At 73.7% G+C, this 25315-nt stretch carries 20 protein-coding genes; 12 read left to right on the top strand and 8 right to left on the bottom strand.

Going from position 1 to position 25315, the window contains the following annotated elements; genetic code table 11:
• On the top strand, positions 1-495 hold the full coding sequence (locus ACWIX3_RS00160; RefSeq protein WP_448610081.1) for a hypothetical protein: 495 nt from the start codon (positions 1-3) through the stop codon (positions 493-495).
• An 89-nt stretch (positions 496-584) separates the two neighbouring features.
• Here the strand turns inward: ACWIX3_RS00160 and ACWIX3_RS00155 are convergent, their stop codons facing one another.
• Positions 585-1787 carry a tyrosine-type recombinase/integrase gene (locus tag ACWIX3_RS00155; protein WP_448610080.1) on the bottom strand — a complete coding sequence of 401 codons (1203 nt, stop codon included), beginning with the start codon at positions 1785-1787 and terminating at the stop codon, positions 585-587.
• A 10-nt stretch (positions 1788-1797) separates the two neighbouring features.
• On the bottom strand, positions 1798-2061 hold the full coding sequence (locus ACWIX3_RS00150; protein WP_448610079.1) for a helix-turn-helix transcriptional regulator: 264 nt from the start codon (positions 2059-2061) through the stop codon (positions 1798-1800).
• 276 nt (positions 2062-2337) lie between these two features.
• Between ACWIX3_RS00150 and ACWIX3_RS00145 the strand changes: the two genes are divergently transcribed.
• The 3 genes from ACWIX3_RS00145 (at position 2338) to ACWIX3_RS00135 (ending at position 5269) form a co-directional block, all read left to right on the top strand.
• The gene (locus tag ACWIX3_RS00145) at positions 2338-3930 is read left to right on the top strand and encodes a class I SAM-dependent methyltransferase (RefSeq protein WP_448610078.1); all 1593 of its coding nucleotides are present in this window, start codon (positions 2338-2340) and stop codon (positions 3928-3930) included.
• Positions 3927-4343 (top strand): DUF6752 domain-containing protein, encoded by a 417-nt coding sequence (locus ACWIX3_RS00140; RefSeq protein WP_448610077.1) that lies wholly within the window; start codon positions 3927-3929, stop codon positions 4341-4343. The genes ACWIX3_RS00145 and ACWIX3_RS00140 overlap by 4 nt, the downstream gene beginning before the upstream one ends.
• A 92-nt stretch (positions 4344-4435) precedes the next feature.
• Positions 4436-5269, top strand: a complete 834-nt coding sequence (locus ACWIX3_RS00135; RefSeq protein WP_448610076.1) for an HpcH/HpaI aldolase/citrate lyase family protein — start codon at positions 4436-4438, stop codon at positions 5267-5269.
• Positions 5270-5309: 40 nt separating this feature from the next.
• Here ACWIX3_RS00135 and ACWIX3_RS00130 read toward each other — a convergent pair whose 3' ends face one another.
• The 5 genes from ACWIX3_RS00130 to ACWIX3_RS00110 form a co-directional block, all read right to left on the bottom strand.
• Positions 5310-6131: a DUF1028 domain-containing protein gene (locus ACWIX3_RS00130; RefSeq protein ID WP_448610075.1), complete on the bottom strand. Its 822-nt coding sequence runs from the start codon at positions 6129-6131 to the stop codon at positions 5310-5312.
• 73 nt (positions 6132-6204) lie between these two features.
• Positions 6205-6873, bottom strand: coding sequence for a CoA transferase subunit B (locus tag ACWIX3_RS00125; protein ID WP_448610074.1), 669 nt, complete (start codon positions 6871-6873; stop codon positions 6205-6207).
• Complete coding sequence (locus ACWIX3_RS00120; RefSeq protein ID WP_448610073.1) at positions 6870-7679, bottom strand: CoA transferase subunit A; 810 nt, start codon at positions 7677-7679, stop codon at positions 6870-6872. Before ACWIX3_RS00120 ends, ACWIX3_RS00125 begins: the two co-directional genes overlap by 4 nt.
• A gap of 42 nt (positions 7680-7721) precedes the next feature.
• Positions 7722-8513: a TIGR03089 family protein gene (locus ACWIX3_RS00115; protein ID WP_448610072.1), complete on the bottom strand. Its 792-nt coding sequence runs from the start codon at positions 8511-8513 to the stop codon at positions 7722-7724.
• Positions 8513-9871, bottom strand: a complete 1359-nt coding sequence (locus ACWIX3_RS00110; protein ID WP_448610071.1) for an LCP family protein — start codon at positions 9869-9871, stop codon at positions 8513-8515. The genes ACWIX3_RS00115 and ACWIX3_RS00110 overlap by 1 nt, the downstream gene beginning before the upstream one ends.
• 714 nt (positions 9872-10585) lie before the next feature.
• Between ACWIX3_RS00110 and ACWIX3_RS00105 the strand changes: the two genes are divergently transcribed.
• The 8 genes from ACWIX3_RS00105 to ACWIX3_RS00070 all read left to right on the top strand — a co-directional run bounded on the left by ACWIX3_RS00105 (position 10586) and on the right by ACWIX3_RS00070 (position 23477).
• Positions 10586-11662 carry a glycosyltransferase family 2 protein gene (locus ACWIX3_RS00105; protein WP_448610070.1) on the top strand — a complete coding sequence of 359 codons (1077 nt, stop codon included), beginning with the start codon at positions 10586-10588 and terminating at the stop codon, positions 11660-11662.
• 29 nt (positions 11663-11691) lie between these two features.
• Complete coding sequence (locus ACWIX3_RS00100) at positions 11692-12510, top strand: ABC transporter permease (RefSeq protein WP_448610069.1); 819 nt, start codon at positions 11692-11694, stop codon at positions 12508-12510.
• Positions 12511-12513: 3 nt separating this feature from the next.
• The gene (locus ACWIX3_RS00095) at positions 12514-13257 is read left to right on the top strand and encodes an ABC transporter ATP-binding protein (RefSeq protein ID WP_448610068.1); all 744 of its coding nucleotides are present in this window, start codon (positions 12514-12516) and stop codon (positions 13255-13257) included.
• On the top strand, positions 13254-14366 hold the full coding sequence (locus ACWIX3_RS00090) for an acyltransferase family protein (protein WP_448610067.1): 1113 nt from the start codon (positions 13254-13256) through the stop codon (positions 14364-14366). The genes ACWIX3_RS00095 and ACWIX3_RS00090 overlap by 4 nt, the downstream gene beginning before the upstream one ends.
• Positions 14363-16129, top strand: a complete 1767-nt coding sequence (locus ACWIX3_RS00085; protein ID WP_448610066.1) for a CDP-glycerol glycerophosphotransferase family protein — start codon at positions 14363-14365, stop codon at positions 16127-16129. The genes ACWIX3_RS00090 and ACWIX3_RS00085 overlap by 4 nt, the downstream gene beginning before the upstream one ends.
• On the top strand, positions 16126-17937 hold the full coding sequence (locus ACWIX3_RS00080; protein WP_448610065.1) for a CDP-glycerol glycerophosphotransferase family protein: 1812 nt from the start codon (positions 16126-16128) through the stop codon (positions 17935-17937). Before ACWIX3_RS00085 ends, ACWIX3_RS00080 begins: the two co-directional genes overlap by 4 nt.
• 17 nt (positions 17938-17954) lie before the next feature.
• Positions 17955-21590, top strand: a complete 3636-nt coding sequence (locus tag ACWIX3_RS00075) for a CDP-glycerol glycerophosphotransferase family protein (RefSeq protein WP_448610064.1) — start codon at positions 17955-17957, stop codon at positions 21588-21590.
• Between the two features lie 258 nt (positions 21591-21848).
• Positions 21849-23477 carry a polysaccharide pyruvyl transferase family protein gene (locus ACWIX3_RS00070; protein ID WP_448610063.1) on the top strand — a complete coding sequence of 543 codons (1629 nt, stop codon included), beginning with the start codon at positions 21849-21851 and terminating at the stop codon, positions 23475-23477.
• A 57-nt stretch (positions 23478-23534) separates the two neighbouring features.
• Here the strand turns inward: ACWIX3_RS00070 and ACWIX3_RS00065 are convergent, their stop codons facing one another.
• Positions 23535-25184, bottom strand: a complete 1650-nt coding sequence (locus ACWIX3_RS00065; RefSeq protein ID WP_448610062.1) for a fibronectin type III domain-containing protein — start codon at positions 25182-25184, stop codon at positions 23535-23537.
• Positions 25185-25315 lie beyond the last annotated feature (131 nt).

Below are 25315 nucleotides of genomic sequence, written 5' to 3'. Positions count from 1 at the left end.
ATGCCGCCGCGGGTGCGCAAGCTCGCGCTGACCGCGCACGTCACCACTTCGGTGGGCTGGCTCGGCGCGGTCGCGGCGTTCCTGGCTCTGGCCGTTGCCGGGCTGACCGGCGCCGGCACCGCCACGGTCCGCGGTGCCTACGTCGCCGCCGAGCTGATCACCTGGGCGGTCATCGTGCCGCTGTGCCTGGCCTCGCTTGTCACCGGCGTCGTCCAGTCGGTGGGCACCCCGTGGGGCCTGCTCCGCCACTGGTGGGTCTTGGTCAAGCTGGTGCTCACCGTGGTGGCCACCGCGCTGCTCCTGCTGCACACCCAGCCGATCGGGCACCTCGGCGCCATCGCCGCCGCCGGTGGCGGGTTCGGTGCCGACTTGAACGGGATGCGGATCCAGCTGGTCGTCGACGCGGCCGCGGCACTGGTGGTGCTGCTCGGGGCCACGGTGCTGGCGGTGGTCAAGCCCCGCGGCGTGACCCGGTTCGGCCGGCGCCCGGCGTAGCGCCGACGTGGCCGTTGCGCACATCGTCGGGCGCCGGTTGCAAGCGCACGAGGGGCCGGCTGCTCACGCAGCCGGCCCCTCGGTGTGGGCTACTCGCCCGTCCGCGAACCCGGGAGGCGGCGGGTCGTCTCGCGGATGTGCGAGTCGTCCCCCCGGGGCTTGTGGACGTACGTGTCCGTGGTCGTGCTCAGCTTCGCGTGGCCGAGCCACGCCTGGACGCGGGTGGGGTTGAGCCCGTAGCCGCCGTCCGACACCGGTGCGAGCGACCAGGACGCCCACCCGTGCCGGAGCCAGTGGAAGCCCCTCCACTGCCACCCGCACCGCTTGCGCGCCGCGCCGGCGAGCTTGCCGGCCTGGTCCGCCCACTTCTTCTCGGAGCGGTGGCGCGGGAACAGCCACCCGTGGTCAGGGCCCTCCCGGTCCAGCGCGTCCTCGACCAGGCTGGCTGCGACGTTGCGGTAGCAGGACCACAGCTGCGTCGTCCGCGGCTTGTTGCCCTTCGGCAGGGCGAGGGCCGGCCAGGCCCGGTAGCGGTCGAGCTGCCAGTCGACCGCGACGTCGAGGGTCTCCAGGTCGATCGAGTCCCACTGCAGCGCGAGCGCCTCGTTGATCCGCAGGCCCGTGCCGAAGGCGAGGTGAACCAGCCGCGCGCCGTAGCCGGGGTACTCCTCCTCGAAGGCCGCCGCGTACTTGTCGACGTCGGCGGGGGTCGGGCACTCGTGGAGGTGGATCGGCTTCTTCTTGCGCGCCCGGTTCTGCCGGGCCGCGGTCGCGCGGGCGCCGGCGACTGTCGCGCGTCGCAGGTCCGGCCCGCCGAACGGCTGGCCGTCGGGGAAGTACCCGTTGAGGACGCCGAACTTGATTACCACCGCCCCGAGGGTCCGGGCCACCGCGTCGATGACCTGCTCGGAGGCCTGCTTCTCGTTGAGCCGGTTGAAGATCGCGGTGTAGTGCTCGATCCCGACCTCACGGCAGGGGACGGCGCCGACCTTCGGCGGGACGTGGGTGTTCCAGTCGGAGCGGTACTGCTGGATGGTCCCCATCGGGTGGCCCACCTTCCTCCAGTGCGTCACCGCGGCCCGCATCAGGTCGTCGAGGGTCGCGTTCGCCTTCGGCGCCGGCCGGTGGAGAAGCAGCTGCTTGCGCAGCTCCGTCGCGCGCAGCTCGGCCGCCTCCCGGCTGCCGCACCGCTCCATCTCCCGCTTCCCCGCGCCCGGCGCGCCGCCGGTCCAATACGCGACGCGGCCGTCGTCGTACACGCGCACCGGGTCGTCGTCCCGGCGGCGCGTCACCTTCCGCGTCCTAGACACGCCCCGGCCCCTTCCGCTTCGGGCCGGTGGGGCCGGTGGGCCCTGCCGGCGGCCGGGACGCCCCGCCGTCGGCGATCCAGCGCCGGATGACGTCGGGGCTCCAGCGCGGCTTGCTGCCGACCATCCGGGGCGGCGGGAACGTCTCGTCCTCGTTCCGGACGTCGCGGATGTGCCGCTCGCTGACGTTGAGGTAGTGCGCGATCTGCTTCGGCCCCCAGGACTGGTCGTCGGGGGGCCACGTGGTGTCGTTGGCCATGACCTGAGCCGTCCGGACGAGCCGGCCGCTAGTCAGTCGCCCGCCGGAATGCGGCGCAGAACGGCTCCGACCGGCACGTCGTACGTGACACGTATGTGACGGCTCGACGAGAACGGCCAGGTCAGCAAGGGAGTGGAGGGCTGTGGTCCTAGACCACCCAGATCTACGAGGGCACCAACCAGGTCCAGCGCATGGTGATCGCCCGGAGCCTGCTGCGCTGACGCCTCCCCTCCGGTTCCGGAGGGGGCGAGGCTCCCGCTGTTAGCGTGCCAGCGCATGGAGCCGATCAGGTACGTGCTCCCCACGGAGCTGGGCGTGCTCTTCGCGGTGGACGAGCCGGGTGAGCGCTCGATCGACGTCCTCGTGGACGGCCGCAGGATCTGGTCCTTCCGGGAGTCCGCGGAGCCGGTACCCGCCGAGCTGCTCCCTCGGGACGGCGATGTGGAGGGCCTCCGGTTCGAGCCCTGGCCCGCCGTGCTGCGCGACCGCCTCACCGGCCGCTTCCGCGTGGACCTCCGGCTCGTCGACACCGGTGAGACCGCGGGCGCGACCGCGGTCCTCGGCGACCCGGCGGCCCGGCCGCACCTGACCGACGTCCACGGGCGGCCCCTGGTCGTCAACAAGTGGCGCCGGCTCGGGCACGCCCTCGCCGACGGCCCACCGGGCATGGTCGGCCGGATGCTCGACCACATGGACGAGATCCGGGACCTGCTGGCCGAGCGGTTCGGGCAGGCCGTGTTCGTGACCGGCGGGACGCTGCTCGGGCCGGTCCGGGACGACGGCAGGCTCATACCGCACGACGACGACGCCGACCTCGCCTACCTGAGCGCTCGCTCCTCCCCGGCGGACGTCGCTGTGGAGCAGTTCGAGCTCGGCCGGCGGCTGCGCGAGCGGGGCTACGAGCCGATCCGGCTCAACGCCGCGCACGTGCAGGTGCACTTCGAGCACGACGGCGTGCCCGACCACTACGTCGACGTCTTCGCCGGCTTCCGGATCGGCGAGTGGTGGCACCAGCACTTCGCCATCCGGGCACGGGTCCCCGACGAACAGCTGCTCCCGCCGAGCACGGTGCTGGTGGAGGGGCGGCCGGAGCCGGCGCCGCGGGTGCCGGAGGTCGTGCTCCGGGAGATCTACGGACCGGGATGGCCGGAGCCCGATCCGGCCTTCGTCTTCCGGCCACCCCGGGCGACGTCGGACCGCTTCGCGCACTGGTTCGGCGACTACCACGCCGAGCGGGAGACGTGGGAGGACCTCGTCCTCATGTCGACCGGCCCGCTCCTGCCGGCGGAGGACCGCCCGAGCAGCTACGCCGAGGAGGTCGATCGGCAGGCGCCGGCCGACCACGCGATCCTCGAGCTGGGCTGCGGCACCGGCGTCGACGCCCGGGCGCTGGCCGGGCGTGGTCGGCACGTCCGCGCGGTCGACTTCTCGCGCCCTGCCCTGGAGGTGGCGCGGTCGCGCGATGCCGGCGCCGGGGCGCGCCTGGACCTCGAGCTGGTCAACCTGCTCGACGTCCGGGCGGCGGTCCGGCTCGGTGCCCGGTGCGCGGCGGAGGACGGACCGTGGACGGTGTTCGGCCGCCGGCTGCTCAACGCCCTGGACCCCATCCCCAGGGCCAACGTGTTCCGGCTCTGCGCGATGCTGCTGCGGCGCGGGGGGACGGCACACTTCGACGTCGCCGACCCCGGCTACGAGGGGGTGCCGCCCCACCTGAGACTGACGGTGGACGAGCTGGTCCGCGAGGCCGGCGCGGCCGGTCTGGTCCTCGACGAGGCGAGTCGCCGGACCGAGCCCATGACGTGGATCGGTGCGCCGGACGAGCAGCTCGTCGAGCTGACCCGCATGACGTTCCGACGGAGGGCGCGATGACCGAGCAGGGCGACACCGCACGAGGCCGGGCACTGGTCCGGCGCCTGGCGTACCCACTGCGCCGCGCGGTGGCCCCCGCCGCCCTCGAGCTGCGGGAGCGGGTGGAGGAGCTCTCGACGGAGACGGCGACGCTCCGGGAGGAGGTCGCCGCCCTGAACAGGCGGGTCGAGGAGCTCTCCGTCGGCCTGGCCGAGGTCCGCGAGGACGTCCGATCGCGGGCGGAGCACGTCGACGCGCGCCTCTCGGCCGCGGAGGTCGGCACCGGCGAGGTGGCGGACGGGCTGGAGGAGGCACGGCGACTCAACCTGCGCGTCGCCGAACTCGTCGACCTGGTGACCGAGCTGGTCCTGCCGCTGCACGACCGGGAGATCGACCCCGCCGTGCTCGGTCGGCTCCGTCCCGACACGCTCTGACGCCCGAGCCGCCGGCTCTCCCGCAGGGCCATGACGCCTGCGACCCGCCCGGTTGCAGGGAGCTCCGGCGCGCGTACGAGGATGGGGGTGTGGTGAGACAACGCAAGGTCGGTCCTGAGGACGCGCGCTCGTGGCTGCTGGTCAACGGTGCCCGCACCGATCTGTTCGACCGGGCCGCGGACTCGCGGGCCGACCAGATCGTGCTCGACATCGAGGACGCGGTGGACCCCGCGCACAAGGACGAGGCCCGCGCCGGCGTGATCGAGTGGCTCTCGGCCGGGGACCGGTCGGCCTGGGTGCGCATCAACGACCGCTCGACGGAGTTCTGGGACCACGACGTCGCCAAGCTCGCCGGGGTGCCCGGCCTGCTCGGCGTCATGCTGGCCAAGACCGAGGCCGCGGAGCAGGTCACCGAGACCGCCGACCGGCTCGGCGGCTCCACGCCCGTCCTGGCGCTGGTCGAGTCGGCGCTGGGCATCGAGGAGGCCGTCGCCATCGCCCGTGCCCGCGGCGCGTTCCGGCTCGCCTTCGGCAGCGGCGACTACCGGCGCGACACCGGGACCAGCGCCGACGACCTGGCCATGGCCTACCCGCGGTCCCGGCTGGTCCTGGCCAGCCGCATCGGCGGGCTCCCCGGGCCCATCGACGGCCCGACGGTGAGCAGCAGCCACCCGGTGCTGCGCGAGCAGACCGCCGTCACCGTCTCCCTCGGGCTCACCGGCAAGCTCTGCCTGGACCCGGAGCAGACGCCGGTGATCAACGAGGTCATCAGCCCGACGCCGTCGGACGTCGCCTGGGCGCGGGACTTCCTGGCCGACTTCGAGGCGCGCGGCCGGGTCATCCGCGACGGCAGCGACAAGCCCCGGCTCGGCCGGGCCCGCAAGATCGAGCGGCTGGCGCAGACCTTCGGCGTCGAGCCCGCCTGACCCGGCGCGGGAGCCGTCCGCGTGCGGGCGGCTCCCGCGGTCACTCCAGCAGCCGGGAGACCCCGGCCAGCCGGGCGTCGCCGGCCATCGCGGCCAGCCACGACGACCAACCCGGCCGGGCCCGCATGGCCTCCAGCGCCGCCCGCGCCGCACCGCGGTCGCCGCGCTGCGAGGCGGCCAGCGCGGCGTAGAGGTCGCGCGCGCCCTCGGGGGCGAACAGCGCGAGGGTCTCGTAGTCGCGCTCGTCGTAGGCGCGCTGCAGGTTGCGCAGCATCCGCAACTGCGCCACCGGGTCGCCCGAGTCGTCGACCCGGAGGTCCATCCGCACGCCGTCGTCCTCGTCGCTGGCCGGCGTCCCGCTGACCACCAGCAGCGCCGCGGACTGCCGGCCGCGCACGTCCCCTCCGGCGTCCTGCCCGGCGGTGAGCGCGGCCAGCAGCCGGTCGGGCAGGTCGCCGCGGGCGGCGGTCCAGGCCTGCGCCATCGCCGGAAGCACCTCCGGCGAGGCGAGCATGTTGCCCTGCACGCTCATCTGGTCCCCGACCAGGTGGCCGCTGACGGGGAACGAGCCGCGCCCGGTGTCGGCCGCGACGCGGCCGGTGGTGTCGAGGACGGCGATCTGCCGGTCGACGTCCTCGGCCGCGTGGGCCGCCGCCCGGACCAGGTCGGCCGGGTCGGCGCCGTCGGCGAGGCCGGCCAGCAGCGACTGGCCGAGCCCGCGCCGGCTGCGGGCCTGGACCGCGACCACCCCCACGCCCGGCCGGACACCGGGCACCGCCCGGCCGACGGCGAGGATGCACGAGGAGACGGCGATGCCCAGCTCGCCGGTGGCCGGGTCCCGGGCGACGACCGAGAAGGTCACGGCACCGCCCCGCCGGCGCCCGCCGACGCCGGGACGGGACGTCCGGTGTCCCCGGGGGACCGCGCCGGCCCGGTCACACGGTCGCCGGCAGCGCCATCTCGCGGACGTCGTCGGCGGTGGTGAGCGGGGCGCCGGTGGCCGCCTGGACGTCCTCGACGCTCACGCCGGGGGCGGTCTCGCGCAGGACGAAGCCGGCGGGGGTGATGTCGACGACGGCGAGGTCGGTGACCACCCGGTCCACGCACGCCTTGCCGGTCAAGGGGAGGGTGCACTCCTCGACCAGCTTGGGCGACCCGTCGCGGGCCACGTGCTCCATCATGATGATCACCTTGCGGGCGCCGTGGACGAGGTCCATCGCGCCGCCCATGCCGTTGACCATCTTGCCGGGGATCAGCCAGTTGGCCAGGTCGCCGCGGGGGTTGACCTGCATGGCGCCGAGCACGGCCACGTCGAGGTGCTGACCGCGGATCATGCCGAAGCTCAGGGAGGAGTCGAAGAAGCTGGCCCCGGGCAGGATCGTCACCGTCTCCTTGCCGGCGTTGATCAGGTCCGGGTCCTCCTCGCCCTCGAAGGGGTAGGGGCCCACGCCGAGGATGCCGTTCTCCGAGTGCAGCACGACGTGTACGTCGTCGGGGACGAAATTCGGCACCAGGGTCGGCATCCCGATGCCGAGGTTGACGTACTGGCCGTCCTCGAGCTCGAGGGCGACCCGGGCGGCGAGCTGGTCGCGGGTCAGGCTCATCGGGCATCCCCTTCGGTGGCCTCGTCGCCGGCGGCGGCCGGTGCGGCGGAGCGGTCGGTGCGCGGGCGGGTGGTGCGGTTCTCGATCCCCTTGCCCTCCGGGCCGACGACGACCACCCGGTTGACGAAGACCCCGGGTAGGTGCACGTCCTCGGGGGTGATCTCGCCGGGCTCGACGAGCTCCTCGACCTCGGCGATGGTGATCCGCCCGGCCATGCCGGCCAGCGGGTTGAAGTTGCGCGCGGACTCGTGGAACACCAGGTTGCCGTGCCGGTCGCCGACCGCCGCGCGGACCAGGCCGAAGTCGGCGGTCAGCGCGGTCTCCAGCACGTACTGCCGGCCGTCGAACTCCCGGATCTCCTTGGGGGTCGACGTCTGCACGACGTTGCCGTCGGCGTCGTAGTGCACCGGGATGCCGCCGTCGGCGACCATCGTGCCCACGCCGGTGGGGGTGTAGAAGGCCGGGATGCCGGTGCCGCCGGCGCGCAGCCGCTCGGCCAGCGTGCCCTGCGGGGTCAGCTCGACCGACAGCTGGCCCGACAGGTAGAGGCGGGCCAGCTCCTTGTTGCCGCCGACGAAGGAGCTGATCGTCCGGGTGATGCGCCCGGCGTAGAGCAGCACGCCCAGCGCCTGGTCGTCGACGCCGCAGTTGTTGCTGATCGTCGTCAGCCGGGACGCGCCCTGCTCGAGCAGTGCGTCGATCAGCTTGATGGGCACGCCGCACAAGCCGAAACCGCCGACGGCGAGCACCGCGCCGTCCCTGATGTCCGCGACCGCCTCAGCGGCGCTGCCGACCACCTTGTCCATGCACGAACACCGTCCGTCCGTCCGGGCGGCTGGGGAGCTGCATCAGGCAGGACGGCCCAGCTCGCGGATGCCCTCGATCGTCCGGCCGAGCGTAGCGGTGACCCTCTCCGCCGTGGCGCGGCCGGGCAGCAGCGAGGGGTCGGGGGAGCGGACGAGCACGATCGACGCACCGGCGGCCAGGGGGGCCAGCAGCCACGCGACCGGGCCGGCCTCGGCGGCGGTGCGGTCGTCGACCAGCACCCGGTCGCCCTCGACCAGGCCGAGCCGCCCGGCGAGCTCGCGGGCCGTGTCCACGAGGCCGCCGAGGGTCAGCTCCAGGCCGCCCAGCAGCAGGCCGGGCGCGGCGGGGTCGGGCCGCTGCCACGGGGTGAAGACGTCGCCGTGCCCGCGGACCTCGAGGGCGAAGTCGCGGGCCGGGCCGGCGTACCCGGTCATGCCCATCCCGAGCGGGTGCAGGGAGAGGCCGAGCAGCTCGGGCAGCCCCTGCTCCTCGAGCGGCGGCAGCCGGTCCTGCGCGGCCAGGACGACGTCGGCGTCGTCGAGCCGGCCGTCGTCCTCGGCCGCGGTGTCGAGGACCGTGGCCCCGCAGCTCCACACGCCCAGCAGCACCGCCGCGGTCTGCCAGTGCACCGGCAGCGCGACGGCGACCGTGCTCCCGCCGGTGACGTCGAACTCGTCCTGCAGCAGGTTCGCCGTCTTGGCCACCCAGTTGGCCAGGGTGGCCGCCGACAGCTCGACCCGCCCTCCGCCGAGGTCGTCGTAGGAGGTCAGCAGCGGCGCGGCCGGTGCGCGGCGCAGCGTCGCGGCCAGCAGGTCGGCGGGGGTGTCGGTCATCAGTTGATGCAGTTGGTGTCGGCCGCGGTGCGGGCGTCCTTCTTCTCGGCAGGGGCCGAGGACGCCGGGGCAGCCGGGTCGACGGCCTGACCGATCCCGTTGAAGTCCGAGCCGAGCACCAGCTGCACGGTGCCGGAGGTGGCGTCGTCGCTCTTCTTCTTGGCCGCGCCGGGGATGGCGGCCGCGAGCGTCGTGGCCAGTGCCTCGTCACCGGCGGCGTACCGGACGACGGTCGCGGCGTGGTCGGAGGAGTCGGCGTTGCCGGTCGCACCCACGGCGAAGCCGGCCGTCCCCAGCGCGGTGGCGGCCTGGGCAGCCAGCCCCGGGGTGCCCGAGCCGTTGTAGACGTCGACGGTGACCGCGGACGGGGCGACCGTCTTCGGCGCGGCGGGCGTGGTCGGGGCCGCCGTCGCGGGGTCGGCCGACAGATCGGCGAAGAACCGGTGGAGGGTGTCCTCGTCCGCCAGCCGGATGATCGAGCGGTCCTGCTCGTCCCGGTCGGTCCCGACGTTGGGGATGGTCTGGAACTCGATGCTGCCGGCGGTCACCGACTGCATCTGCTCGGCCAGCTGGAACAGGTCCAGGCCCTGGTCGATGGTGAGCGACTGGGACGCCGCCGCGGTCAGCTCGCGCTGCTTGCCGAGGTCGAGCATCACCTCGTCGGAGAGCATCTTGCGCAGCACCCCGGCGATGAAGACCTGCTGGCGGACGATCCGGTCGAAGTCGCCGCGGGGGAGGCCGTGCCGCTGGCGGACGAACTGCAGCGCCTGGGCGCCGCTGATCGTCTGGATGCCGGCCGGGAACACCGCGCCGGAGTACTTGCGGTCGTCGACGGCCTTGCACAGGTTGACCTCGACGCCGCCGACGACCGAGCTGAGGTTGAAGAAGCCGAGCAGGTCGACCTCGGCGTAGTGGTCGATCTGCAGGCCGGTGAGCCCGCTGATCGTCTGCACCAGCAGCCGGGCGCCGCCGGACTGCCGCTGCTCCTCGGTCGCCGACTCCGAGGCCTCGGCGTAGCCGTAGGCGTAGGCGGCGTTGAGCTTGTCCATGCCGTAGCCGGGGATCGCCACGTAGGAGTCGCGGGGGAAGGAGACGAACGACGCGCGGGAGCCGTCGGCCGGGACGTGGACCAGGATCATCGTGTCCGTGTTGATGCCGGAGTCACCGCCGGTCTGCAGCGCGTCCTTCTGCTCCTCGGTGAGGTTGGCGCGGTTGTCGTTGCCCACGAGCAGCAGGTTCATCGCCTCGGGGCCGCCGTTCCCGTCGTTGCCCTCGGTGGGGATGGCGTCGGTGCGGTTGACGCTGGCCTCGGCGACCTGACCGAGGTACCAGCCCCAGCCGGACCCGACGAGCAGCACGAGGGAGAGGACGCCGGCGACGACCCGGGCCGCGGTGGCGGCACGGCCGGTGCGCCCCCGGGGCGTCGGTCGATCCCCGTCTCCGACCGCCTCGTGGGAGGGGCGACCGTCGCCGCGGGAGGAGCCGGAGCGACCTGCCCGCGGGTCCAGACGAGCAGGCAGCTGGCGGCCGCCACCTGCTGCCGGGGGGCCGGGGTTCTTGGGGCTCACGTGGGATGTCCTCTCGTGCTGGTCCGCGCGGACACGATCCCCGGCGTCGTGGTCGGGGCCGGTCTCGGCGGTCGCCGTCGCGGCGGGCATCGACCCTGAGGTCGAGGCGATGCTAGGGGCCCGGAGCCACCCCCGGCTCGCGTCACGTGGCGAAACGGGACGGGTGTGACGAGCGGTGCCAGCTGGCCGGATGGGAGGACCGCGCCCGGTTCCCGCGTGGCTCGGGCGGCGGGTGATCCGCCCTCGTGGTGCGCGCGGACCATCGGCCGGTGTCCTTCGCGCGGGCGCGCCCCGGGCGTGCCGGCCCCGGTGAGCACTCGACGAACGGCCTCGGGTGGTCGTCGCCCTGGAGGGTCGGACGGAGCGGTTCGTCGCGACGCCGTGCGACGCCGGGGGAGCCTGTTACGGGTGTGACTCGAGCAGCGTGTCGGGGCGGGCAGATGCTGCCAAATCGACTCGTCCGACTGAATCCGGGCGGCGGTCGCTGCTTAGAGTCACTGCGCCATGACTGAGACATACGCACCGGCGCCGGACGGCCCCCTGCACGACACCCCTGCCGTCGCGGTCGCCCGGGTGTGGCCGGCCGTCTCGGTGATCATGCCTGTGCTCAACGAGGCGCGACACCTGGCCTCCAGCGTCACGCAGATCCTGGCCCAGGAGTACTGCGGCGACATGGAGCTCGTCCTCGCTCTCGGGCCGTCGAAGGACGACACCGACCGCATCGCGCGGGAGTTGGCCGCCTCCGACCCGCGCGTCAAGCTGGTGCGCAACCCCAGCGGTAAGACGCCCGCCGGGCTCAACATCGCCGTCCAGGCCGCCAGCCACGGGATCATCGCCCGCGTCGACGGTCACGGGATCCTCCTGCCCGGGTACCTGGAGCGCGCGGTCACGTTGCTCGAGTCCACCGGTGCGGCCAACGTCGGTGGCCTCATGCTGGCCGTCGGGGTGACCGGCTTCGAGCAGGCGGTCGCCCGGGCCTACTCGTGCAAGGTCGGCCTCGGCGGGGGCAGCTTCCACGTGGGCGGTCAGGAGGGGCCGGCCGACTCGGTCTACCTCGGCGTGTTCCGTCGCCAGGTGCTGGAGCTGCTGGGTGGGTTCGACGAGCACTACCACCGGGCGCAGGACTGGGAGCTCAACCACCGGATCCGCCAGTCGGGTGGGGTCGTCTGGTTCTCGCCGGACCTGGCGGTGACCTACCGGCCGCGGTCGTCCTGGACCGAGCTGGTCCGGCAGTTCTTCCACACCGGCCGCTGGCGCCGCGAGGTCATCCGGCAGCACCCGGACTCCATCCGGCCGCGCTACCTGGCGCCGCCGGCCGCCACTGCGGCCATCCTCGTCGGCACGGTCGCGGGCGTCGTCGGCACGGTCGCCCAGTCCCCGGTCCTCCAGCTGGGTTGGGCGGGTCCGTTCGGCTACGGCGTGGGTGCGGTCGTCGCCTCGCTGGCCGAGAGCCGCGGGCTGCCGTGGCGGGCGCGGGCCTGGTTCCCGGTCGTGCTGAGCACGATCCACCTGAGCTGGGGGAGCGGCTTCCTCTTCGGGCGCCGTCCCGGTCCCCGGTCCTCTAGGAGGACGACGGCGTGACGGCAGACGCCGTTGGGACACTGGCTCCGGTGAGCGCGCAGAGCGAGGTGGCCGGGCGGCCGTCGGGCGTCATCGCCCGCCCCCGCGCGCTGTGGCACCGCCGACGCGCCATCCAGCTGCTCGTGGCGCGCGACCTCAAGGTGCGCTACGCCTCGTCGGCCCTGGGCTACCTCTGGTCGGTGCTCGAGCCGCTGCTGCTGGCGGGCATCTACTGGTTCGTCTTCACCCAGGTGTTCACCCGCACCGTGGGCGCCGAGCCGTACATGGTGTTCCTCCTGGCCGGTCTGCTGCCCTGGACCTGGTTCAACGGTGCGGTCACCGACGCTGCGCGGGCGCTGCACACCGAGGCCAAGCTCGTCCGGTCGACGAACGTCCCGCGCGAGGTGTGGGTGGTCCGCGTCGTCCTCTCCAAGGGCGTGGAGTTCCTGCTGAGCCTCCCGGTCCTCTTCCTCTTCGCACTGGTCTATCGCGCCCCGGTCGACTGGCACCTGGTGCTGCTGGTCCCGGCCGTCCTGCTCATGGCCGTCCTGGTCCTGGGCGTGGGCCTGTTGCTCGCGCCGCTGGTCGTGCTGGTCCGCGACCTGGAACGGGTGGTGCGCATCGCACTGCGCCTGGGCTTCTACGCCTCGCCGGTGATCTTCGCGGTGCAGGACGTGCCCGAACCGTTCGACGCCGTCTTCGCGCTGAACCCGCTCGCCGGCGTGTTCGAGCTGTGCCGCGCCGGGTTCTTCCCGGGCACCGTCCACTGGGAGCACGTCGGGGTCTCCGTCGTCGTCTCGGTGGGGCTGCTGCTCCTCGGCTGGAGCGTCTTCGCGCGGCTGGAACGCACCGTGCTGAAGGAGATCTGAGCGATGACGGACCTCCAGCCGGTCATCTGCGTCCGCGACGCCGGTGTCCGCTTCAGCCGCGGCAAGCGCCACCGCAGCGCCCGCGACTTCCTCATCCGTGGCCAGCGCGGGACCCGGCCCGGCGAGTTCTGGGCCCTCGACGGCGTCTCCTTCGACGTCCACCCCGGTGAGGCCATCGGTGTGGTCGGCCGCAACGGCCAGGGCAAGTCGACGCTCCTGAAGCTCATCGCCGGCGTGCTGCTGCCCGACCGCGGCCACGTGGACGTGTCCGCGGGGGTCGCGCCGCTGATCGAGATCACCGGGGGGTTCGTCAACGACCTCACCGTGCGGGACAACATCGGGCTCACCGCCGGCCTGCACGGGATGTCGAAGGCCGACATCGACGCCCGCTTCGCCGAGATCGTCGACTTCGCCGAGATCGAGGACTTCCTCGACACCCCGTACAAGCACCTCTCCAGCGGGATGAAGGTGCGCGTGGCCTTCGCCGTGGTGTCCCGGCTCGAGGAGCCGGTGATCCTCGTCGACGAGGTCCTGGCCGTCGGCGACACGGTCTTCAAGAAGAAGTGCTACGCGCGCATCGAGGAGCTGCTGGCCGCCGGCCGCACGCTCTTCCTGGTCTCGCACAGCGACAAGGACCTGCGGCGCTTCTGCGAGCGCGGGTTGTACCTGAGGAGGGGCCGGCTGGTGGCCGACGGGCCGATGGAGGACGTGCTCGCCGCGTACGCCGAGGAGGGATCGGCCACATGACGACGACGGTCACCCAGGCGCGGGTCACCGAGGCGCGCCCGGCGGTGCCGCCGGTCCGAGCGGTGCGCGAGCCGTTCTGGGACAACGTCCGCTTCGTGGCGATCGCGCTCGTCGTCGTCGGCCACTCGATCGAGAAGCTGGACGACTCGGACCTGATGGCCGCGCTCTACGTCGCCGTCTACGCCTTCCACATGCCGCTGTTCGCCTTCGTCGCCGGCCGCTTCGCCGTCGACCGGATCGACCGGGCGGCCGGGGCCAGGCTGGTCACCCAGCTGCTGGTCCCGTACGTGGCCTTCAGCGGCATCTGGTTCCTCGTCCGGGTCGCCGTCGGGGCGGACGCGACCCTCGACCTCACCCGACCGTGGTCGCTGCTGTGGTTCCTGCCCGCCCTCGCGGCCTGGCGGCTGCTGCTCCCCGTGCTGGCCGCGCTGCGCCACCCGCTGCTGGTCTCGGTGGCCGTGTCCCTGACGGCGGGCTACTTCCCCGGTGCCGGAGCCGCCTTCGACAGCGGCCGGATCCTGGGCATGCTGCCGTTCTTCGTCCTGGGCTGGCTGCTCGGAGAGCGTGGCCGGCCCCGGGTCGTGGGCGTGCTCCGTCGGCCGACCTCCCGGGCCACGGTCACGGCTGCCGTGGTCCTGGCGCTCGCACCGGTGGTGGCGTACCTGCACATCGACGACGTCCGCGACTGGCGGCTGCGCGGGTTCGCCCAGATGGGGGCCAACTACGCCGACCTGGACACACCGGAGTGGTGGGCCGCCGTCGTCCGGCTGGGGCTGCTCGCCCTCGCGGTCCTGCTCGGCGGCGCCGTGCTCGTCCTCGTCCCGCGGGCGGCGTCCCGCGTCACCCGGTGGGGGACCCGGACCATGTACGTCTACCTGCTGCACCTGTTCCCGGTCTTCCTGCTCCGCGAGCTCACCGACGTCCAGGCCTGGTTCGACTCGGGCCCGCGGTTCCTCCTGCTGATCGCCGTGGCCGTCGCGTGGACCTGCCTGCTGTGCACCGACCCGGTCCGCCGGGCCACCCGCTGGATCGTCGAACCGCGGTGCCGGTGGCTGTTGGGCCCCACGACGGCTGGCCCCCGCGCCGGGACCGGGAGCCGGCCGTCGTGACGTCGTCGCACCCCGTCCCCTGGCAGCCGGTGCTGCTCCTGCCGTACGCGACCGCCGTCGTCCTCGCCGCGGCGGGCCCGGGCTGGGCCGCCTGTCTCGCCCTCGTGGTGGCCACGCTCGCGGAGCGGTGGGTCCGGCGCCACGCCGCGGAGGGCGCCCGCGTGCTCCGCCGGGCACAGCTGGGCGCCGCCGTGCGCTGGCCGGTCCGCGCGGCGCTCGCCCTGTTCGTGGTCGCCGACCGGCCGACGACGCCGCTGCTCACGCTCGCCGCCCTCCTCGTGGCGGCCGGTGCGGTGACGCTGGCGCGCAGCGCCGGACGCATCCTCCGGCTGCGGGCCCAGCGCCACATGCGCAAGCAGGTGCGCTGGCAGGGCCTCCGCGTCGGCACCACGGCCGCCGGTCCGGCGGGCGTGCCCACGGAGGCTCCTCCCGGCGAGGACGACCTCCTCGCGCTCCTCGAGGCCGGGTTCCTCGTCGCCGCCCTCCTGGCCGTGGCCGGTGGGGACCAGGGGATCACGGGCGTGGCCTGCTGGGTCCTGCTCACCGCCGTGTTGGGAGGCGTGGGCCTCCTGCTGGGCCGGGCCGCGCTGCGGGAGCGCGCGTGCCGGAGGGCGCCCAACACCGCCGTCCTCCCGGCAGTGGTGGCGGCGCTGGAGGAGCTCGCCCCCGAGGTCGTCGTCTACTTCAGCAGCCCGGCGTCGGGGTCCTACGCCCTCCAGGTGTGGCTCGACCCGCTCCGGGCGCTGCGCAACCGCGTCGTCGTGGTCCTCCGCGAGGCCCACCACCTGCAGCGGCTGGACCTCTCCGGCCTGCCCGTGGTCGTCCTGCCGGCCGCCCAGGACGTGGAGCAGGCCCAGGTGCCCTCCATGCGGGTGGCGCTGTACCCGACCAACGTCGTGAAGAACAACCACATGATCCGGCTGCCGGGTGTCCGGCACGCGTTCATCGGGCACGGCGACAGCGACAAGGCGGGCAGCTTCAGCCCGGTGACCCGCGTGTACGACGAGATCTGGGTGGCCGGGCAGGCCGGCCGTGACCGCTACCTCGCCGTCGACGAGGGCGTGCGCCCGGAGCAGATCCGGCAGGTGAGCCGGCCGCAGCTGGCCGGGCTCTCCCGTGCTCCCGAGCCGGCCGGCGGCGCCGAGGGGGTGCCCACGGTGCTGTACGCACCGACGTGGGAGGGCTTCTACGAGCACTCGGACTACTGCTCGCTGGGTGAGCTGGGGCTCGGGGCGGTCCGTTCCCTCGTCGCGTCCGGCCGCGTGCGCCTGCTGTTCAAGCCGCACCCCGCCTCCGGACAGCGACGTGCGGACGTCGCGGACGCCGTCCCGGAGATCGAGGCGATGCTGACCGGGCTGCCGCACCAGCGGGTGCCCGACGGCCCCGAGGCGCTGTACGAGGCGATGCGCGAGGCCGACGTCCTGCTGTCCGACGTGTCCAGCGTCCTCAGCGACTGGCTCGCCACCGGCCGGCCGTACGTGGTCACCAACCCCCAGGGCCTGACGGTGCAGGAGCTGCACACGCGATTCCCGACGACCCGGGGCGGTGCGGTGCTCTCCCCGGGGGAGGAGGTCCTCGCCCTGGTCGACGAAGCGCTGGGCAGCGATCCGCTGGCCGCCGGCCGCGAGGAGCTGGCCCGCTACCTCCTCGGTCCGCGCCGGGAGGACCCGGTGCGGGACTTCGCCGACGAGGTGGCTGCCTTCGTCGAGCGGTCGCCCGCCCCGGCGGTGGACCGTCTCGCCCTGGTGGAGGAGGCCCGGTGAACTCGGTGTGGATCAGGTGGGGCGTCGCCATGGGCCCGCTCGCGGCGCTGCACCTGCTGCTGGGGGTCGCCGCGTTGTGGCCGTCCCCGACCGGGTTCGTGGTCGGGCTGGCGCTGCTCGTGGGTTTGGACGAGTGGATCGCCGCCCGGGAGCCGAAGGTCACCCGGGCGCTCGACCTGGCGCAGTTGGGACGTCCGGTCCGCCGGGCCGTCCGGTTGGGGCTGCTGCTCGTGCTCGCGCTGCGCGCCGGCGGTGGGCCAGCCTGGCTGCCGCTCGCCGTCCTGGGCAGCGCGGTCGTCCTGGTCCTCGGGCGGGCGCTCGTCGCCGATGCGGCGCGGGAGCTGCGGGCGAGGAGCGTCCGGCCCCTCCAGTGGCGGCACCTCGAGGTGCCCGCCCTCGATCTGCCGGCGGAGCGCCCGTTCGGCCGCCGGGTGCGCTCCTGGGGGGTCCACGTGGTGGAGGCGGGCGACCTGGTCGTCGCAGGCGCCCTGCTGGTCGTCCTGGCCGGTGGCCCGGCGGCCTTCCTGCCTGCGGCCGGTGTCCTCGTCGCCCTCGTCGCCGGGACCGTCGTGCTGGTCCTGCGGCTCCGGGTCCGCCGGCTCCCCGTGCTCGAGCGGGAGGACGTCGTGTCCGCGGTCCGTGCGGCGCTGGAGCAGCTCGGCCCGCGGGTCGTCGTCTACTTCGGCGGCCCGCCGTCGAGCACCCACGCGCTCAACACGTGGGTGCCGGTGCTTGAGCGGCTCACCGAGCCGGTCCTGGTGATGGTCCGCCAGCGCGTCCACCTCGAGCAGCTGGACAGCCTGCGGCTGCCGGCTCTCTGGGTGCCCCGCGCGACCGACGTCGAGGGGGTGGTCGTCCCGTCGATGTCCCTCGCGCTGTACCCGACCAACATCGCCCAGAACAACCACCTGATCCGCGTCCCCGGGATCACCGACGTCTTCATCGGTCACGGCGACAGCGACAAGGGCGGCAGCTCCACGCCGCTGAGCCGCATCTACGACGAGGTCTGGGTGGCCGGGCCGGCCGGCCGTGAGCGCTACCGCACCGCGGACGTCGGCGTGCGGGACGAGCAGGTCCGCGAGGTCGGCCGCCCGCAGCTGTCGGAGATCGCCCGCGTGCGCGGAGACCGAGTGGACGACCCGGCGCGCCCCTTCACCGTGCTCTACGCGCCGACGTGGGAGGGCTTCTACGCGGCCTGGAGCTACTCCTCGTTGCGGACGATGGGCGAGCGGATCGTCACCCGGCTGATGGCCATGGAGGGCGTCCGCGTCCTGGTCAAGCCGCACCCGGCGTCGGGTTCGGTCGACAAGGCCTACCGCGGCGCCGCTGCGCGCGTCGCCGCGGCGGTCCGGGGACGCGGTGCACCGCACGCCGTGGTGGACGGGCTGTCCGGGCTGTACGAGGCGTTCAACGAGGCCGATCTCCTGGTCACCGACGTCTCCAGCGTCGTCACCGACTTCCTGTGGTCGGGGAAGCCGTACGTGATGACCAACCCGACGGAGCTCCCCGAGGACGAGTACCGCCGCGAGTTCCCCTCGTCGGCCGGTGCCGCCCTGTGGGATCCGGCGCTGACCACCCTGGAGGCGGACGTCCTGGACGCCCGCACCACCGACCGCCGCCGCGCCGACCGGGAGGCCGTGACGCGCCACCTGCTCGGGGACGACGGCACGGATCCGCAGGACCGCTTCGCCGCCGCGGTGCGGGAGGTCGCGCGATGCGGTCCGACGAGGACACACCGCCCGGAACCGGTTCCGGGCTCGACCGTGGCGCCCGTCTCGTCCTCGGACGACGGCCGGCGCATCGCATGAGGGGGACGACGGAGCAGATGAGGTCACAGCTGGTGCGTGCCGTGGCGGCACGGACCCCACGGGGGGTCGTCACCACCGGGAAGCGGATCGCCGAGCGCCTGCCCGGGGTGGTCCGTGACCGGATCGCCCCCGCGGGGCCGCCGCTGCTGAGCGTGGTGCTGCCGATCTACAACGTGGAGGCGTACCTCCCGGAGTGTCTCGACAGCATCCTGAGCCAGGACCTGACCTCGTTCGAGGTCATCGTCGTGGACGACGGCTCTCCGGACGGGTCGCTCGCCATCGCCCGGGCCTACGCCCGGCGGGACCGGCGCATCCGGATCGTCCGCCAGGCCAACGCCGGGCTGGGCGCCGCCCGCAACGCCGGTCTGCGGCAGGCCACCGGTCGCTACCTGGTGTTCGTCGACAGCGACGACCGGCTGCCGGCCGGGGCGTTCTCGGCGCTGGTGGGCTCGTGCGAGCGCAGCGGGTCCGACCTCGCGGTCGGGTCGATCGTCCGGTTCAACTCCACCCGGACCTGGGCGCCCGAGTGGATCACCACGGTCCACGACCAGGACCGGATCGGCGTGACGCTCAAGGAGTTCCCCGCGCTCCTGCGCAACAACTACACCTGGTGCAAGGTCTACCGCCGGTCCTTCTGGGACGAGTGCGGCCTGTGGTTCCGCGAGGGCGTCGCCTACGAGGACCAGCCGATCGTCAGCCAGCTGTTCGTGCGGGCCTCGGGGATCGACGTCCTCAGCGCCACCGTCTACGAGTACCGCGCCCGCGAGGACGCCAGCTCGATCAGCCAGCAGACCGGCACCGTGCAGGACCTGCGGGACCGGGCCGCGGCCTGGCTGGTGAGTCGCGAGGCCCTCCGGGCCGAGGCTTCGGAGGAGGTCTACGAAGCCTGGCTGCAGACCCTCTTCAGCACCCACTTCCACTGGTACCTGGACAACGCGTCGGCGATCGCCGACGAGGAGTACTGGCAGGTCCTGCACGCGACCCTGGCCGACCTCGCCGCGGACGTCCCCGAGCAGGTCTGGCACCGGACGCCGCCGCAGCGACGGGTCGTGATCGAGCTGGTCCGCCGCGGGCTGCGCGAGGAGTTCCTCGAGTTCCGCCGGGAGAACGGGCACCGCACCGAGTCCTTCCCGGCCACCGTCCGGAACGACGGGGTGCTGCTCCACCTGCCGCTGCAGGGCCGCCCCGAGCCCGGTCTCCCCGACGAGCTCTTCGTGCTGCGCGCCGAGCAGTTGACCGTCCGGCACCAGGTCCGCCGCATCCGGTGGGTGGCGGAGCCGGGCGGCCGGCCGCGGCTGGTCCTCGAGGGCCACGCCCACATCCCGCACATCGATCTGCGGGAGCACCGCACCGAGGTCGTGGCCACCCTGTGCGCCGAGACCGGCGACGAGCGGCTGGAGGTCGCCGCCACCCTCCTCGGCGACCCCGCGCTGCACCCGTCGGGCAACGCCGACCACGCCGAGTACTCGCCGTCCGCCCTGTGCCTCGAGATCCCGACCGACGCCCTCGTGGAGGGACGCCCGGGCCGGCGCTGGCGTATCGAGCTCGAGGTCCGGACGGCGGGCCTCACGGCGGCGACGACGCTCACCGAGGTGGCCTCGACCGGGTCCGCCGGGCTGCTCGAGGCCTTCGTCGACGCCGACGGACTCCGGCTCGTCCTCGACCACCGGGCCAAGCAGCCCCTCCGGCTGTACCGCGACAAGCCGCGCCCGGTCGTCGTCGACGCGCGCCTGGAGGGCCGCGAGCTGCACGCCGTCGTCCGCCCGGTGCCCGGCCGGCCGCTGGTCGCGGCCCACGTCGTCGCGCCGGGCGCGAAGGACCCGGGCGAGGAGCCGCAGCGGGTCCCGGTCGGCGCGGTGTCGGAGGACGGGACCCAGGAGTTCCTCCTCCAGTTGCCCCCGCTGGCGGAGGAGGCCCCGCCGCTCGGCCCGGTGCAGCGGAGGTGGACGCTGCGTGCGGAGGCCGGCAACGGCTCGGTGGCCGCGCTGACCTTCCCCTCGGCCGGGGTCCTGACCGTGGCACCCCAGGACGGCGGGTCCGTGCTGGCGCTCGAGCGCACGCGGCGGGGCAACCTCGGGGTCGTCGAGTGGCGCGACGCGGTGGCGGTCGTCGACGGGGCCGAGGTCACCGACGACGGCGTCCTGGTCGTGAGCGGTCGGTTCGAGGGCGGACCGGCGCCGGTCAGCCTGCACGTGGAGGGCGTCCTGGCCCGCACCGAGCCCGTGGCCGTGGAACCGCACGACGGGCGGTTCACCGCCCGGATCCCGTTGACCGCCCGCCGGGGCCGCTTCGGTCAGCTGCCGCTGCCTGCCGGCAAGTACTGGCTGGACTCCGTGCGGGACGGGGGGCCCGCCGCAGCCGTCGTCGTGGACCGGGAGCCGGCCCAACGGTTCCCGCAGGTCTTCGCGGCGCAGCGGCTCGAGGGCCGGCTCACCCGGACCGGCTGGGGGCGGCTGCAGCTCAACCTGCTGACCCCCCGTGGCGACGCGTACCGCTCCAAGGCGGCGCAGACCGCCCTGGCGACGCGCTCGACCGCCTTCCTGCCGGAGCGGTTCGACGGCCTGCTGCTGCGCTCCTACTTCGGGGAGTCGGCGACCGACAGCGGGATCGGGCTGGTCCGTGAACTGCAGCGTCGCGGTGCCGACCTGCCCGTCCGGTGGGCGGTCAAGGACTTCTCGGTGCCGGTGCCGGAGGGCGTCGAACCGGTGGTGCACGGCAGCCCGGAGTGGCACCGGCTGCTGCGGACCTCCCGGTACTACATGGACAACATGTACCAGCCGGTCTTCCACGACAAGCCGGCCGGTCAGGTGCTCGTCCAGACCTTCCACGGCTACCCGTTCAAGCTCATGGGTCACGCGCACTGGGAGGCGGCCGGCTTCTCGCGGACGCTGGTGGAGGCCTACGACCGGCGAGCGGCCCAGTGGGACTACGTCGTGTCCCCGGCGCCCTATGCGACGCCGTTGCTGCGCCGCGAGTTCCGGTACGAGGGCGAGGTGCTGGAGATCGGCTACCCCCGCAACGACGCCCTGCTGGCCCCTGACGCGGAGACCGTCCGGGCGACGGTGCGCCGGTCCCTCGGCGTGCGCGACGACCAGGTGGCGGTCCTGTACGCGCCGACGTTCCGCGACTACGTCTCGGTGGACAACCACAAGGCGCAGCTGCTGGACCTCCTGGGGATGGACGCGCTGGCCGAGGAGCTCGGCGACGGCTTCGTGATCCTCAACCGCAGCCACGCCTTCAACGCGCGGTCGGGGGAGAGGCTGGGCAGCCGCGGGACCATGCTGGACGTCACCGACTACCCGGAGGTCACCGACCTGTACCTGGCGGCCGACGTCGCGGTCGCCGACTACTCGTCCCTGCGCTTCGACTTCGCGGTCACCGGCAAGCCGATGCTGTTCTTCGTCCCCGACCTCGAGCGCTACCGCGAGGCCCGGGGGTGGCTGTTCGACTACGAGCCGACCGCGCCCGGTCCGCTGATCGCCGAGCGGGCCGACCTCGTGGCGGAGCTGCGCGACCTCGACGGCGTCCGGAGCCGGTACGCGGCCGACTATGCCCGGTTCCGCAGGGACTACCTGCCGCTCGAGGACGGGCGAGCCAGTGCTCGCCTGGTCGACGCGGTGTTCGTGCCTCGCGGGGACGCCCCGGCGCGCTGAGTGTCCCGCTGCACGAGCCACGAGGGGCTCGCTCCGTCCGGAGCTAGCCCCTCGTGGCGTCCGTCCCGGCCGCGGCGCAGGGCTCCGACGAGGTGGGCGGGACGGGTCCGTCTGCTCGCCCTCCCCATCCGTCCCTCGGTCCCCGTCGGTCCTGGCGCCGCGCGGTTGGCGACGTAGGGTCAGCAGACGAAAGCAGACCGCTGCTGCGAGGGGGACGCCCCCGCGCTGCGGCCACGCCTTCAGCCCTTACGGAGGATCATGAGGATCGTCGTCGTCGGTGACGTCGGCTGGCCGAACATGTACCACGTCGGTGACGAGGCCATGACGGAGTACGCGATCGACGCCCTGCGCGAGCGCGGGATCGACGACATCTGCGTGGTCTCCGCGGACGTCGCGACGGCGGAGGAGGCCTTCGGCACGTCGGCCGTCCCCCGGGTCAACTTCCACGGCAGGAGCGGTCTCGCCTGGCGCGAGGAGCGGCTCGTGGACATCGAGAAGGCGATGGACGGAGACCGCTCCGCGCTGCCCGACGACGATCCGGCGCGCGCGGTGATGGCCGCGGTGGAGGGTGCTGACGCGGTGCTCATCGCGGGGGGCGGGAACATCGCCTCGTCGTTCCCGGCCCAGCTGTTCGAGCGTGTCGCGATCGGTCGCATGGCCGAGCACTACGGCAAGCCCCTCACCCTCACCAGCCAGACCATCGGGCCGCTGTTCAAGGCGGCCGATCAGCCGCGGCTCAAGCGACTGCTCCGGTCGGCGGTCCGCGTCGGGACCCGCGAGCGCGACTCCTACCGGCTGGTCCAGGAGGCAGGGGTCGCGCCCGGTGCCGCCGCGCTCACCATGGACGACGCCGCGTGGCTGGAGCCGCGTCCGTCCGACCGCGACGCCGTCGCCGCGCTCGACCTGCCGGCCCGCTACGTCGTCGGCAGCTTCACCACGCATGCGGAGACCGGGCTCTCGGCGGCGGAGTACACCGCCACCCTCGCCGCCGACCTGGACGTCGTCTCGGAGAAGCTCGACGCCGACATCCTGCTGGTGCCGCACGTGGGCGCGTTCGCGGGCGAGAAGTCGCACGATCAGCTCACCAACGACCAGATCGTCGCCGAGTCCCGGTCGGGGCGGGTCCGTGCGATGTCGGTGCTGCCCGCGCGGCAGGTCATCGCCCTGACCGAGGGCGCCCTCCTCAACGTGTCGACCCGGTACCACCCGACGGTGTTCGGGCCGGCCGTCGCCGTCCCGTCCGTCTGCCTGGTGCTCAACTACTACTCGTCGGTCCGCATGCGCGGCTCCTTGGGCAACGTCGGGCTCGCCGACTTCGCCTTGCCGCGGGGCTCCTGGGAGTTCGGGCGGCTGGCGTCGGTCGTCGACGAGGTGGTGGAGCGGGACGCCGAGCTGCGCGCGCACATGCGGGCCGTTCGCGACGTCCGCGTGCCCGAGGGGCGCGCCTGGTGGGACAGCCTCGTGGCGAGCCTGTCCGGGACGACCTCGACGAGCGCTGTCGAACTCGTCGACGTCCCCGAGTTCCGGGCCTGCGCTCCTTGGCGGGACGAGGCCGCCGCGATCAGCGCCACCGAGGACCGGCTCCAATCGCAGGACGTCCGTCGCCAGTGGGATGTCGAACGAGCGCAGTGGGTGGCGCGTCGGGCCGAGGCCCAGCGGGACCAGGCGGAAGGACAGCGGGACGAAGCCGTCGCCGAGCTCGAAGCCGTGCGTGCGGAGGTGGAGGCTCTCCGTCCCCTCGAGGCCGAAGCCGGCACTCTCCGGGATCGCAATGCCCGCCTGTCGGCCGACCTGCAGCGCGTGCGCGGCCGCAAGGCCGTACGTGCGGCCGACGTGGTCGGCGGCCTGGTGCGGCGGGCCGGCTCAGCTGTGGGCAGGCGCGCCTGAGGTGCCTCGGCCGGGTGCCGGCGGGGAGGTGGGGACCACGTTCCCGCCGGCCGCCCGTCAGCGGATGCCCACCTCGGCCCACTGCAGGTTGTGGTCCGAACCCTGGTAGGTCCGGTTGAAGAGGCCGTTGGTCAGGAGGACCTGGTTGGAGTAGCCCCAGGAGCCGGGCGACCGCTTGATCATGATGTAGTCGATGCGCGGCGCCGGGTACTTGTAGGCATAGGGACGGGTCGGGTAGCCGGGCACGGACAGGTTGTCGACCTGCTTGCTGGTGTTGATGGTGCTGAACTGCGAGCTCGCGCGGTTCGTGGTCGCCGTCGTGTCGTAGTAGCCCCTCGAGACGAGGAGGCTCTGCGGCGTCTGACCCGTGTCGCCGCCCAGGGTCGAGTTCAGGTCGCCCATCACGAGCACGGGCCGACCCCCGGCGATCCTCGACATGTGGTCGTCGATCGCCGCCATCTCGGTCGTCCGCAGGGCCGGGTAGGTGTGCGGTGCGGCCTTGGCCGGCAGGTGCACCGCCACCGCGTAGAACTCCGCGCCCGTGGCGTTGACCCGGAACCGGGCCCAGGAGAAGTAGCGGTCGGTGAGCCCGGCCGGCCACCTGCTGCCCATCAGGCGCTTCGGGGAGACGAAGGCACCGTCCAGCCGCGTGAGCACTCCCCGCTTGTAGAACAGGTGCGCGCCCACCGTGGCGTTCGCGTCCCCGTTCCGGGTCGCCGTGGTGACGGTGTTGGCGATCGCGTAGCCGCCGAACTGCGACTGGGCCAGCAGGTCGCGGAGGTCCTCCCACTGCTGCTTGCCGTTGCCGAGGCCGGCGTCACCGGTCGCCAGCTCTGCCGTGGCCACGAGGGACGCGCGCGACACGGCGATGCCGGCGGCGACCTTGGTGCGGCGGTCGCGCCAGGTGTAGCCGGGGTACCGCGCGGTCGAGCCGACGCTGTTGACGTTCCACGAGGCCACCCGCAGGCGCGCCCCGGCCGGGGTGGTCGTCCCCGCCTGGGCGCGGGTCCCCGCCAGGGACAGGCGGTAGGCCGCCGCCTCGTTCCGCACCAACGGGAACCCCGAGCCGGCCTCCAGCGAGTTGTAGGTGGCCACCTTGACGAAGACCGGGTTGCCCGACCCGGTCCCCAGCACCGACCGGTGGGCGGCCGGGACGGTCAGGACGACCGACGTGGTCGTCGCGGGCAGCCAGCCGGAGTTGAAGGAGTTCTGGTCGAGGGTCGAGTTGGACCCGGCGAGGACGGCCACCTTGGTGGCCCGACCCTGCCCCGACCAGCTCACCCGGATGGCGTGGGGACCGGCGCTCACGGCCTGCACGGTCAACTGGCGCGGGTATCCCGAGTCCGGGGTCGCCGACAGGATCCGGCCGGCGGCCTTGGCACTGCCGGCCACCGCGACGACGCGCGCGTAGTAGCGGGTGTCGTTCCTGAGCCCCTTGACCATCAACCAGGACCGGGTCCCGGCGTCCACGGTCACCGGCTTGGCGAACGTGCTGCTGGTGCTGTACTGGACCCGGTAGCCGGTCGCTCCGCTGACCTTGGTCCAGGCCAGGGTCAGCGACCGATCGCCGAAGGCGATCCTGGCCGAGGGCGCGGCGACGGCGGCGTGCGCAGGAGCCGCCGTCACGACCGACGAGAAGCCGAGCAGGACGGTCAGTGCGAGGACCGCGACGACGAGCGGTGGCCGGCGTCGGAGGCTGTGCGGCATGTCAATCCCTGTCCCTGGGCGGTGTGGGCTCCCGGGACAGATCGGCTGCGTGACGCTGGAACTGAAGTGCCGGGGTCGGACGTCCACCCGACCGGGGGGACGCTCGCGATCGCTGCGCCGGCCGGCCGGGG

It is taken from the genome of Geodermatophilus sp. URMC 60 (assembly GCF_053502585.1).
The sequence above is the reverse complement of the archived record's forward strand: the minus strand, read 5'-3'. Positions and strand labels throughout refer to the sequence as shown.